Origin of the sequence: Nannocystis pusilla (assembly GCF_020073745.1) — a bacterium.
GTDB lineage: Bacteria > Myxococcota_A > Polyangia > Nannocystales > Nannocystaceae > Nannocystis > Nannocystis radixulma.
Genome location: NZ_JAIRAU010000032.1, coordinates 83187 through 95852, shown reverse-complemented (window position 1 = coordinate 95852; position 12666 = coordinate 83187). Strand labels below are relative to the sequence as shown.

The following is a 12666-nucleotide window of genomic DNA, read 5'->3' as shown; positions in this document are numbered from 1 at the left end:
CGTCACCTCCGCACCCGAAACGACCAGTCGGCCGTCAGCGCGCCGAACAGCCGGAAGGCCTGCGAATAGAAGGTCGTGAACATCTCCTCGCCGAGCACCGCGAGGTGGATGCCGCGCCACAGCTGGGCGTTGATGCCGAGCTGCAGCGCCACGCTGTAGCCGCGCCGCGCCGCCGTGGCCTCGTCGCGGTAGTAGACGCCGTAGATGCGGGCGTCGAGCGCCAGCCGGTCCCACCACACCATCGTCCGCGTGTCGAGGCTGCCGCCGGCCCGCGTGCCGCCCTCGCCGCCGAGCCCGAACCCGTCGAAGCGGCCGGAGAAGCGGCGCCCGCGGTAGGCCGCCGAGGCCCCGCCGCCGGCCCCGAGCTGCAGCGTCTTCGCCGGCGCCGAGGCCAGCGCCGCCGTCGTCTCGCTGCGGAAGAACCGCAGCTGCCCGCGCGCCTGCAGCGTGATCCGCGGCCGCGGCCGGACCTCGAACACCAGCCGCCCGTCCTCGAACGGCGTCAGCGCGAACACGTTGAAGATCGAGTCGAGGTCGAAGACCGGCAGCGTGCGGATGTACAGCGCGCGCAGCAGGTGCTGCGGCGTGAACGCCAGCTGCAGCCCCGCGGTCACGTCGTCGAGGCGACCTGTCCCGAGGTTCATGCGCAGCGCGCCGTAGGGGCTGACCCGCCCGCCGGCGAAGTTGCCGGCGAAGCTGGCGCTCACGACCTCCTGATCGACCCCCGCGGGCAGGCCGAGGCTGGCGTCGTCGTCGACGATCTTGCGGTTGATCGCCGCGGGCGTGAACGTGCGCCGGTAGGCCACGCGCGCGTCGATCCACTTGAGCCCCCACAGCGACACGCCCGCGCCGACCATGGGCGAGAACGCGCGATCGGCCGCCGTGCCCTGGGTGCCGTCGAGCTCGAACGTCGGCAGGCCGAACACCGCGGTGCCGTCGACCTGCAGGCCGCCGAACGCCTCGAGCGCGAGGTGGGCGGGGATCCGTACCCGCGTCCACGCGCCGTCGAACGCGTACCAATCGAGGCCGCTGAACTCGAACTGGCGCCCGAGCTTGAAGTCGACGCGGTTGCCGAGGTTCTCGCCCTCGAGGTACGCGAACATCACGTCGATCTGGCGCCCGTCGATCGAGCCGACCAGGCGCGCCGCCGTGTCGTCGCCGGGGCGCACGTAGCTGCCGAAGTCGTGGCGCAGCCGCATCGACGTCACGATCCGCAGCTGCCCGTCCTCCCACGCCCGCCGCCGCTCGTCGGCCGCCTTCGGCGGCAGCAGCTCGTAGACCCCGAGGTTGACGTACTGGACCAGCCGGCGCCGCGACAGCAGCTGTCCTTCGGGACCTGGCACTTGGACCATATACCCCTCGCCGAGCGTGCGGGCGACCGCGCGCACCTCGGTCGCGGCTGCCAGGTCGGGCGCCGCCGCGATCGCCGTCGTCAACGCGAGCGGGACGACTCGCGCGCGCAGGCGCGGCGCGCCGGCGACGCTGTGCGCGATCCTTCCCCCTGCCCGCGGCAATCGCTCGTATGCTAAGCCATCCGCCGGCCCTCGGTCTCGGCCGATCGCCGTCGCCACCTCCTCGCCTCAGGGGCCACCCGTGCCGCGCTCCCGCCTCTCTCGACCCAGGTCCGCCGCGCCCGTCCATCGCTCCGCAGGCGATCGGCCAGCGCCCGCGGCATCGCCCGCATCGCGCTTCGCCGCTTCGGACCCCTCCGCCCTCGGACCTGCCGGCGCCGCCGCGCGCGCCGACGCAGAACAGGCGACGACTCCGTCCTGCGTCGCCCCGCGCGTCGCTGCAGCAGTAGCGTCCCCGTCGCGGCGCGCCGCCCGCCTCGGCCTCGGCCTCGCCGCCGCGCTGATCGCCTGCCGCCCGCAGAGCACCGCCCCGCCGAGCGACACCGGCCCGGTCGCTTGGATCGACGTCGATCCGCTGCAACCGGCCGAGATCCCGGCGGCGAGCCGGTCCTCGCGGGCCGCGGTGGCCCGCCTCGATCGCCTGCTCGACCTCCTCGACGCCGCGCGCTTCACCGGCGACGAGGGCGCGCGCGAGGCCATGTGGACCGCGCTCGGCGGCGCCGCGATGGGTCGCGGGCCCGACGCGACCCGCGAGGCCGAGACGCGGCTGCTCACCGAGGCGCTGGCCCTCGATCTCCGCACCGACCTCGACGACGACGCGCGCGGCTTCCTCGCCGGCGCGATCACCCTGCTGTCCGCCGATCTCGGCCTCATCGCCGGCAGCGAGGACCTCTCGGTGCGCGTCGCCGCCTACCGCAACATCGCCGAGGACGGCCACCCGCGCGCGGCCGACAACGCGCGCTGGCGCCTGTACGACCACGTCCGCGGCAGCCTCGTCGGCGCCGCCGCGGCCGCCCCGGAGCGCCGGCTCGAGGTCGCGGTCCACAGCCTGTATGTCCGCGAGGACAGCCTCGCCGGCTGGCTCGACGACCGGGCCGTCCACGCCCAGGCCCCGTGGCCGCCGCCGGCCGAGCTGTGGGGCCTGCTCGCGGCCGAGCGCGAGGCCCTGGCCGCCCTGCCACGCTGGCGCGCCGCGCTGACCCGCCGCGACCGCGACGATGCTGTCCTTCAGGACACCGTCCTCACCGCCCTCCCGGCCGCCCGCGACAGCGCGTGGGACGTCCAGCGCGTGCCCGCCGGGACTGGCCGCAAGGACAGCCTCGCCCCCGTCGTCGGCATCGCCGGCGAAGACGTCACGATCGACCTCGGCCGCCCGGGCGCCCGCCGCGGCACCCGCGGCTCGCCCGAGCTGGTGCGCGCCGTCGAGGCCGCCCTGGCCCGCGACGGCCGCGGCGCCGTGCTGCTGGTCGCCCCGCCGCTCCTCCCCTCGCCCGCCCTCAACTCGATCCTCCGCACCCTGCTCGACGCCCGCGTCGCCCGCGTCGAGTCGGCCGTGCGCGAGCCAAGGCTGACCGAAGGGACAGGCGATATCATCGCCGCGCTCCCGCTCGAGGTCGTGCGCCCGAGCGACCAGGGCCCGGCCGCGCAGGCGATCGCGCGCGCGCGCGTCCGGATCCACCTCGGCGGCCGCGGCCCGCGGATCGCCGTCGACGGCGGCTGGCTCGACCTGCTGCCCGGCCCGGGCGACCTCGAGGCCGAGCTCGCCCGCCTCGATCGCGCCTACCCGCGCGAGCGCATGGTCACCCTCACCCTCGGCGACGACGTGCTCTACCAGCAGCTGCAGGACCTCCTGCGCGCGCTCGTCGGCGGCCCGCAGCGCCGCTTCGACGTCGTCGCCTGGACCCCGGCCGCCGCCCCGCCGCCCGCCGAGCTGGCGGACAAGGCGGTCGCCGCCGAGCGGCGCAAGCTGGATGTCCGCACGAACCTGTTCTCGCGGACAGCCAGCGCCGGCCTGGTGCTGCCGGCCCCGCCGCCCGGCGCCCCGTCCTCGCCGCTCCTGCCCGAGGGCGACCAGAAGCGCGCCGAGGCGCTCGCCCTCGGGTTCGTCCGCTGCCTGCCCGAGCTCGAGACCCCGCTGCGGCCCGGCGAGGCGATCGACGTCGAGCTCCGCTTCGAGGAGGGCCGCCTGGCCGGCGTCGCGCCCAACCCGCCGAAGACCAAGGTCCCGGCCCCGCGCCTGGCCGCCTTCAAGACCTGCATCGAGGACGAGGCCCGCGGCTTCCGCCTGCGCGAGCAGCAGGCCGGCGTCACCTTCGCCGTCCGCGTGCACCCCAGCTGAGCTGCCTCGCATGTCCCTCACGACCTGTCCCACGCGCCAGACGCCGGCCCTCGCGCTCCCCCGCGCAGGCACCTGTCTCCTGCGCCAGGTCGCCGAGATCGCCGCGCCGCGCGCCTGTCCGCGGGGGTCGCCTCGCCTGTCCCCCAGGACCTGCCCCTCACACCAGGTCTCATTCGCCATGTCCTCACGGACATGTCCCTCGCGCCATCTCCGCCCGCTCGAGGCCTCATGACCCGCGCGCGCCTCCTCGCCGTCGTCTGGGCCGCCTGCGCCTGCGAGCCGGCGTTCGCCTGCGTCGACGCGGTCGAGGCCGGCGCGCTCGAGCTCGCGGGCGACGGCGCGGGGGCGACGATGCAGGGCTACTGCGAGGAGTACACCCTCGGCGTCGAGGTCGACGCGCTCGTCGTGCGCGAGACCTCGATCCGGCGGCTCTCGCTGCCGTGCGTGTGCGGGGTCAAGCGGTCGGTCGAGATCAGCGACAACCCCGAGCTGCTCGACCTCCACGGCCTCGAGCACCTGCGGGCGATCGGCGGCGGCATCGTCGTCGCCCGCAACCCGAAGCTGGCCAGCCTCGCCGGCCTCCCGCCCGGCGCCCAGCTCGGCGTCACCGCCGACGACCACAGCATCCTCATCGAGGACAACGACGCCCTGCTCGACCTCGCCGGCCTCCCGCGCGCCGGCACCGAGCTGCCCGGCGACCTCGAGATCGTCGGCAACGATCGCCTCACCAGCCTGGACGCGCTGCCGCCGGACCTCACCCGCGTCCGCGGCCTGCGGATCGCCCACAACCCCGCCCTCGTCAGCCTCGCCGGCCTGCCGCCGGACCTCGCCGACGTCGGCGCGGGCGGCCTCGTCGTCGCCGCCAACGACCGCCTGCGCGACCTCGAGGGCCTGCCGCCGAACCTGACCCACGTCGGCGGCTCCGTGGCGATCCGCGACAACGACGAGCTCGAGCGCCTCGCCGGCTTCCCCGCCGCGCTCACCGCGATCGGCGGCGGCCTCGAGATCGCCGACAACCCCGCGCTGCGCGACCTGTCCGGCCTGCCCGAGGGGCTGCGGATCGCCGGCGCGCTCGAGCTCCGGGCCCTCGACGGCCTCGTCGACCTCGCCGGCTTGCCCGCGCGGCTGCAGCTCGGCGTCGATCCCGACACCCGCGACAGCCTGCGGATCGACGCCAACGCCGGCCTCCTCGATCTCGCGGGCCTGCCCGCCGACATCACCACCCTCGCGGGCAGCGTGCGGCTCCGCGGCAACCACGAGCTCATCGACCTGTCCGGCTTGTTCGAGCACCTCGAGCGCATCGAGGGCGCGCTCGAGATCGCCGGCGACCACGCCCTCGTCGACCTCACCGGCCTGCCCCCCGGCCTGCGCCTCGGCGCCGATCCGCAGGGCACCAGCCTCCTCGTCGCCGACAACGCCGGCCTCGAGCGGCTGACCGGCTTCCCCGCCGGGCTCGACGTCCTCCCCGGCGGCCTCACCGTGCTGCTCAACCGCCGCCTGCGCGACCTCTCGGGCCTCGAGCCGCTGCGCCGCGTCGGCGGCGACCTCCTGATCGGCCGCCGGCGCCCGCACGACGACGCCGCCTGCGCCGCTCCCGACGATCCCGGCGGCAACGGCGGCCTGCAGACCCTGACCGGCCTGTCCGCGCTCGAGCACGTCGGCGGCACTCTGGCGATCGCCTGCCACCCGGGCCTCACCGCCCTCGACGCCTTCGCCGCGCTGCACACCGTCGACGGCAGCCTGCTCCTCCGCGACAACCCCGCCCTCGCCGACATCACCGGCCTCGGCGGCTCCGCGGGCGCGCTGACCCGCGTCGGCGGGGTCTTCGAGCTCCGCTGCAGCCCCCTCCTCGACCTCGAGGAGGCCGTCGACGTGCTCGCCCACGTGACCGACCCCGTGCCGGCGACCCTCGATCTGACCTGCCCGTGAACCTGCTCCTACGGGCATGCCCATGCGATCCTGTGCTCTCGGACATGTCGTAGCCGACATGTCTCAATGAGCATCAGCGTCGCCGCGCGTCACGGACAGGGCTCGTCCGCCTCGTCCAGCTCGTCGCTCTCGCCGTCGGCCCCGCGCAGCCGGGCCCACGCGTCCGCCCACGTGCTCAGGCTCATCGTCACCGCCCACTCCGACCCGCCCGGCCCCCACACCGTCATCAGCACCCGCCGCCGGTGCCGCGACAGCTCCACCTGCGGCGCGTCCTTGCGCGGGCTCTTCCACGCCAGCGGCAGCTCGTTCTCGGCCCACGGCTTCTCCGCGAGCACCAGCTGCCGCACCAGCTGGCACCACGGGATCCGCACCACCAGGCGCGCGTCCGCGGGCAGCTGCGGCGACGCGATCACCAGCGCCGGGTCGTCGATCCCGCCGCCGCACGCCAGCTCCAGCTCGGCCAGGTGGAGCGCCTGATCCCAGCTCGGCACCTCGTCAGCCATCACGAGGCACCGGCCCGGCTGGTGCGGCGGGCTCGTGATCGGCGCGGCCACCAGCTCGCGCGCCCGCGCCAGGCGCCCCGCGTAGTCCGGCGGCCGCGCCTCGCGGACCGCCTCCTCGCGCACGGCCGACGCGTGCAGCGAGTACCAGTGCGGACCGATGCAGTCGCCGTGGCCGAACCCGATCTCGTGCCCGCACCGACACACCAGGTTCGGTGCGTCGGGCCTCCAGTTGAGCCCGCAGCACCCGACGACGCGCGCCGGATCGGGGTGCAGCTTCACCCACCGGCTCGGCAGCGGCGCGAGCAGCCACGGGTAGTCCGGCAGCACCTGCGCCTGGTACGAGCCCGCGAGCATCGGATCGTCGCGGCGCACGAACCAGCCCGCCGGCAGGAGCCAGGTCTGGTCCGCCTGCAGGCACAGCGCCTCCGCCAGCTCGAGCGCCTGCAGCCTCGGCGTGAGCGGGACGTCGCAGCGAGGGCAGCGAAAGCGGATCGACCTCACCCGCGCATCGTACCGCAGCGGCGCTCCAGCGACACCCGCGCCGCGCACCGCCCGTGGACGCTCCGGGCCGCCGGTCCCGGCTCCGTGCTCGCTCGTGCGCATGCTTCTTCATACATGGCCCTTCGAGCATACTCGAAGGGCCATGCCCCTTGGCACATGCCCCTTGAGGCATGCCCGCTCAGAACGGCTGCAGGAACGTCAAGTTGACCCCGACCCGCGGCAGCTGGTACTCGCCCGGCGCCAGGTCCTGGATCTGGCCGAGGTAGTCGGGCAGCGACTCGTCGAGGCAGGTCGTGTGGCGGCGGGCCAGCGGGACGGCCACGTCGAAGCGGACGAACTGCGGCGTCACCCCGAGCAGCTGCAGGAACGCGGTCACGCCGTAGCCGACCTGGCCGTACCAGGTCTCGCGGCCGAACCACCCGCGCAGCGTGTCGCACGACGACACCGAGGCCACCCCGGTGAACAGCGTGCCGCCGATCCCGCGCAGCCAGAACAGGTGCACCAGGTTGATGTTGAAGTTCGACCAGAACATGTGGCGGTACTCGAGCTGCGCCAGCGCCACGCCGCGGCCGAACAGCTCGTTGCCGCCGTAGGCGCCGAGGCCGTCGACCCCGCCCGCGCGGACCAGGCTGCGGAACTCCGGCCGCCCGGCCAGCGGCACCATCACCGTCATCTCGAGGCGGCTGGCCAGCGTGTGCTGGTGCGCCAGCGGCCAGATGTGCACCCACGAGCCCGACAGCGTCAGGCTGTGGCGATGGTCGGGCGCCGGCAGGCCGGTCCGGATCGTCTCCGCCGCGTACAGCCCGAACGCCAGCCGGTGGCCGCGATCGGGCCACAGGCTGAACTTGCGCGTGTCGTCGATGATCGACAGCGACTGCGCGAACCTCACCGCGGAGCTCTGGTCGAGGCCGAGGGGCGTCAGCGAGTGGACCTCGCTGAAGAGGCGCACCCGGGCGCGCCGGCGCCGGCGGTTGACCTTCTCGCCGAACCAGAAGCTCGCGCCGCCGCCGACGGCCGCCGCCGACTCGCGGTCGCGGTGGAGCTGCAGGTGCCCGATCGAGCGCAGGTCGCGGCGCCGGCTCATCTCGAACAGCACCCGCCCCGACACCGCCTGCAAGCGGGTCGCGGGCGTCTTCCCGGCCAGGAACTCCGACGCCGACACCTCGAAGCCGAACCCGGTATAGACGAAGCGGAAGCTCGCCGGCGAGCGGTTGTTGTACAGCGGATCGACGTTGCGCCGGCGGCCCTGCGGCTCCTCCTGCAGGCGCGCGCGCGGGTCGATCATCACCGAGCGCAGCCGGTGCTGCGTCTCGAGCGTGAACACGTGGTCGACAGAACCTGTCCCCGGGGACACCTCGATGTTGGTCCCCGACTCGGGCGAGCCGTTCCACACCAGATAGTGCCGCTGCCCGCCGCGCTCGGTCGCCAGCACCTGGACCGGCTCGACCGCCGGGCGCTCGCCGGCGCGGCGGATCGTGATCGCGTGGCGCCAGCGGCCGTCGGGCAGCGGCGCGCTGTCGATCTTCTCCACCGAATAGTCGACCGCGGGGTACGGCCCCAGCCACTGGTCGAAGAACCACCCGAGCGAGCGCCCGTAGGCCGCCTCGGCGGCGACCACCGGGTCGGCGGCGGGCTCGCGGGCCATCTTCTCGTAGAACACCTCGCGCTGGGCCGGCGTCAGCAGATCGACCATCTTCTCGTGGATCCGGCGCCCGGTCGGCAGCGGGTGCGAGAAGTACAGCGGGTGCAGGCGCAGCGGCAGCACGTCCTCGCTGCCGCGGAAGTAGCTCTGGGCGAACGTCGCCTGGCCGGTGTACAGGAAGTTGTCGACCATCGGCACGAACGTGATCCGGCGCAGGATGTCGCTGGCGAACTCGTCGCCCTGGTCGCGCCGGGCCCGCCAGACGTCGAGCAGCGCGGTCGCGGTCGCGTCGTACAGCCACAGGTCGGTCGACGGGTCGTGCCGGCCGACGTACGCCCCGTACATGATCGCGTCGAGCGTCGCCCGGGCCGCCGGCGCCAGGTGTAAGCCCTGGAACCGCCGCCCCGGCGACACCTGCAGGAACTGGTCGCTGAGCAGCACCGCCGCCGGGTGCGCCTGGGCGACCTCGGCGCGCAGCGGCCCCTGCACCACCAGCAGCTTGCTGTCCGGCGGCAGCTCGAGCCCCGCGATCGTGCCGACGTCGATCGCCTCGCGGGCGATCCGCAGCGCGTGCCCCGGGATGTCGCGGTACAGCTGCAGCTTGCGCTCGTCGGGCACCTGATCGCCCGGGCGCCAGTACATGTGCAGGACCTCGATCTGCACCCCGCGGTGCGTCTCGCGGGCCCGCTTCCACCGCGGACCCCAGAACACCTCCGGGTAGGCCACCTCCGCCGCGCCGACCGCCGAGGTCGCGACCACCAGCTCGTCGCGCCCCAGCGCCTTCGCCTCGCTGTCTGTCGGGACATGTCCCGGCGACCATGTCGGGACCGCGGCGAACCGCGCGTCGACCGTCCAGCGCGCCGGCGCGACCACCCGCGCGTCCGCGTGCACCCGCGAGCCGCCGCGGGCCGGCACGCTCGGCAGCGGCGCCACCGCCCCGCTGAGGCTGCAGCGGCGGCGCGAGCAGCCGAACGGCCAGTAGCGGCGCGGCACCTCGACCGTGTACTCGAGCGTCACCTTGTCTGTCCCTTCGGACAGGCTAACCTCGACGTCGCGGCGCGACCCGACCCGGCGGACCGCGGCCGCGCCGGTGGGCTCGCGCACGTCGAGCCGGCCGCGGCGGAACGGGCCGTCGAGGTACGTGCCGATCGCCACCTCGTCGAGCTGGCTCGGCTCGCGCTCCAGCGCCTCGGCGAAGTTGAGCAGCAGCAGCGTCTCGCCGGCGCGGGCCGGCCGGCTCAGCTTGTAGGTCGCCCGGCCGACGACCGCCCCGCCCGACCGTGGCACGCGCTTGCCGCCCGGCAATTGCTCCCCGCCGCGGACCACCTCCAGGCGCACGTCGACCGCCGCGACCTCCAGTTCGTCGGCGCTCGGCGCCTCCGGGTCCGACGGCGGTCCGGTCCGCGCCTCCGGGGCTGACGCGTCGGGAACGGCGTGCGTCCGCAGGGCCCAGGGGTGGGCGTCCGCGGCCGGGGCGGCCGTCGCGACCGCGAGCCCGACCAGCCACGGCGCGAGCAGCCCACTGGACAACCGCGCTCTTCTGGGGCCAGGCACCGCCGTCTTCAGATTGCCCGACCTCTCCCCACCGCACCAGGGCTCGCCGCTCACCCGGTCTCCGGCGCGGGTTTGCCCCCCGTTTCCCGCCACGAGCTTGCCCGGGAGGCCGGACGGGCTCTACAGTCATCGAGGCGGGGTCCCGCCGGAGCTTACGTCATGACTTTGCTTCCTCGATGGTTCCGCGTCGCGCGCGCGGCTGGTTCGACCGCATCGCCGGACCGCCCGCAGCGCCCCGCAGCGCCGCCCGCGATCGCCGGAATTCTGCCCGCCGGCGACTGGATCCGCGGCTTCACGCTCGGGCTTCTGGTGGCTGTCGGCTGCGGCCGCACCGACTATCTCGGCCCCTGTGCCAGCGACGCCGACTGCGGCCCCGGCTACGCGTGTCTCAACGACGGCGTCTGCGTCGAGGTCGGCGGCGAGTGCATCGTCGACGGCGACTGCCCCGACGGCGAGAAGTGCCTCAACTACGAGTGCGTCGCCCCGCAGGTGTGCGACGACAACCTCGAGTGCCCGCCCGGCCAGGTCTGCGTCATCCCGAGCGGCGAGAACACCGGCGTGTGCCAGGGCCCCGATCCCGGCTGCCCGCCCTGCCCCGCGGGCACCGAGTGCGACGGCAACGGCGGCTGCGTCCCGGTCGACCCGCCGCCGTGCATCGACGACTTCGAGTGTCCCGAAGGCCAGGTGTGCGTCGACGGCCTGTGCCAGACCACCGGCGAGTGCGAGTTCGACTTCGAGTGTCCGTTCAACGAGCAGTGCCTCGACGGCCAGTGCGTCCCGATCGGCTGCGACTTCTGCGAGTGCGAGAACGACTTCGAGTGCCCGTTCGGCCAGCAGTGCATCGACGGCTTCTGCCAGCCCGAGTGCTTCAGCGACTTCGACTGCCCGTTCGGCGAGGTCTGCGTCGAGGGCTCGTGCGTCCAGGGCGAGTGCACCACCGACGACCAGTGCCCGCCGAACCAGACCTGCGAGAACGGCTTCTGCCAGGCCCAGTTCTGCTTCGACAACACCGACTGCGACCCCGGCGAGCAGTGCGTCGACTTCGAGTGCGTCCCCGGCCCGGCGTGCCAGGACGACCCCGACTGCCCGCCCGGCACCCAGTGCGAAAACGGCGCCTGCGTGCCGATCGCCGGCTGCAACAACGACCTCGACTGTCCCGCGGGACAGCAGTGCCAGGGCGGCGTGTGCATCCCCGGCCAGCTGTGCATGACCGACGGCGACTGCCCCCCGGGCGAGCTGTGCGTCAACGGCGTCTGCTTCTTCCCGCCCGAGTGCGTCGACGACATCGACTGCGCGCCCGGCGAGCTGTGCGTCGACGGTGACTGCCAGCTGCCGCCGCCGCCGATCTGCAACGCCGACCAGGACTGCCCTCCGGGCCAGATCTGCAACCAGCAGACCAAGATGTGCGAGCTGCCGCCGCCGCCGCAGTGCATCGACAACGACGACTGCCCGATCCCTCAGATCTGCGACGCCAACCAGCAGTGCGTCGATCCTCCGCCGCCCCAGTGCGTCACCAACGCCGACTGCACCCCGCCGCAGATCTGCGACGCCCTCCAGCAGTGCGTCGATCCCCCGCCCCCGCAGTGCATCGACAACGACGACTGCCCGGTCCCCCAGATCTGCGACGCCAACCAGCAGTGCGTCGATCCTCCGCCGCCCCAGTGCGTCACCAACGCCGACTGCACCCCGCCGCAGATCTGCGACGCCAACCAGCAGTGCGTCGACCCGCCGCCCCCGCAGTGCATCGACAACGACGACTGCCCGGTCCCCCAGATCTGCGACGCCAACCAGCAGTGCGTCGACCCGCCGCCCCCGCAGTGCATCGACGACGACGACTGCCCGATCCCCCAGATCTGCGACGCCCAGCAGCAGTGCGTCGATCCCCCGCCGCCGCAGTGCACCGACAACGACGACTGCCCGCCGCCGCAGGTCTGTGACGCCAACCAGCAGTGCGTCGATCCCCCGCCGCCGCCGTGCGCCGACGACAGCGACTGCACGCCGCCGCAGATCTGCAACGCCAACCAGCAGTGCGTCGACCCGCCCCCGCCGCAGTGCATCGACGACGACGACTGCCCCGTCGGCCAGATCTGCGACGCCGACCAGCAGTGCGTCGACGGTCCGCCGCCGCAGTGCATCGACAACGACGACTGCCCGATCCCCCAGATCTGCGACGCCAACCAGCAGTGCGTCGATCCTCCGCCGCCCCAGTGCGTCACCGACGCCGACTGCACCCCGCCGCAGGTCTGCGACGCCCTGCAGCAGTGCGTCGACCCGCCGCCGCCGCAGTGCATCGACGACGACGACTGCCCGATCCCCCAGGTCTGCGACGCCAACCAGCAGTGCGTCGATCCCCCGCCGCCCGAGTGCGTCGCCAACGAGGACTGCGCCATCGACGAGGTGTGCCTGGCCGGCGACTGCGCGTTCATCGGCGCCTGCCAGATCGACGACCACTGCGCCCCCGGCCAGGCCTGCGAGGCCGGCGTGTGCACCGGCGCGCCCGAGTGCACGCTCAACGCCGACTGCGACCCCAACGAGTTCTGCCTGTTCGGCGCCTGCTTCGCGCCGATGATGTGCCAGAAGAACAAGGACTGCGAAACTGGCCAGATCTGCGTGTTCGGCCTGTGCTCCGCCGGGGTCGAGTGCGCCGAGCATGCCGACTGCGACGCCGGCCAGGGCTGCTTCGAGGGTCACTGCACCGCGCTGTGATCGCCGCCTGAGCCGCGCTCCACCTGCACGCGCCGCCCCGACCGAGCGGCGCGTGTTCGCTAGCGCGCGACCCGCCGCTCTCCGCTCGTTCCGCGAGCGCGGCGTTCGGCGCCCCGTCACGAGTCGCGCCGCCCATCTCAC

The 12666-nt window shown here is 74.2% G+C and carries 6 protein-coding genes; 3 read left to right on the top strand and 3 right to left on the bottom strand.

What is annotated here, in order from left to right; genetic code table 11:
* Window positions 1-2 precede the first annotated feature (2 nt).
* Window positions 3-1436 (bottom strand): hypothetical protein, encoded by a 1434-nt coding sequence (locus K7C98_RS25360; protein ID WP_224194341.1) that lies wholly within the window; start codon window positions 1434-1436, stop codon window positions 3-5.
* A gap of 538 nt (window positions 1437-1974) precedes the next feature.
* Between K7C98_RS25360 and K7C98_RS25355 the strand changes: the two genes are divergently transcribed.
* Window positions 1975-3690, top strand: a complete 1716-nt coding sequence (locus K7C98_RS25355; protein ID WP_224194340.1) for a hypothetical protein — start codon at window positions 1975-1977, stop codon at window positions 3688-3690.
* A 228-nt stretch (window positions 3691-3918) separates the two neighbouring features.
* Window positions 3919-5619 carry a hypothetical protein gene (locus tag K7C98_RS25350; protein ID WP_224194339.1) on the top strand — a complete coding sequence of 567 codons (1701 nt, stop codon included), beginning with the start codon at window positions 3919-3921 and terminating at the stop codon, window positions 5617-5619.
* Between the two features lie 89 nt (window positions 5620-5708).
* Here K7C98_RS25350 and K7C98_RS25345 read toward each other — a convergent pair whose 3' ends face one another.
* Together K7C98_RS25345 and K7C98_RS25340 are read right to left on the bottom strand one after the other, a co-directional pair.
* Window positions 5709-6623, bottom strand: a complete 915-nt coding sequence (locus K7C98_RS25345; RefSeq protein WP_224194338.1) for a hypothetical protein — start codon at window positions 6621-6623, stop codon at window positions 5709-5711.
* 178 nt (window positions 6624-6801) lie between these two features.
* Window positions 6802-9795, bottom strand: coding sequence for an outer membrane protein assembly factor (locus K7C98_RS25340; protein ID WP_224194337.1), 2994 nt, complete (start codon window positions 9793-9795; stop codon window positions 6802-6804).
* A 183-nt stretch (window positions 9796-9978) separates the two neighbouring features.
* On the opposite strand from K7C98_RS25340, the gene K7C98_RS25335 reads away from it, so the two are divergent.
* Window positions 9979-12525 (top strand): hypothetical protein, encoded by a 2547-nt coding sequence (locus K7C98_RS25335; protein ID WP_224194336.1) that lies wholly within the window; start codon window positions 9979-9981, stop codon window positions 12523-12525.
* Window positions 12526-12666: the final 141 nt, after the last annotated feature.

Bases quoted from the DNA above. Each gene is read 5' to 3' on its own strand.
- K7C98_RS25335 (WP_224194336.1), top strand. From the start codon at position 9,979: ATGACTTTGCTTCCTCGATGGTTCCGCGTCGCGCGCGCGGCTGGTTCG.
- K7C98_RS25350 (WP_224194339.1), top strand. From the start codon at position 3,919: ATGACCCGCGCGCGCCTCCTCGCCGTCGTCTGGGCCGCCTGCGCCTGC.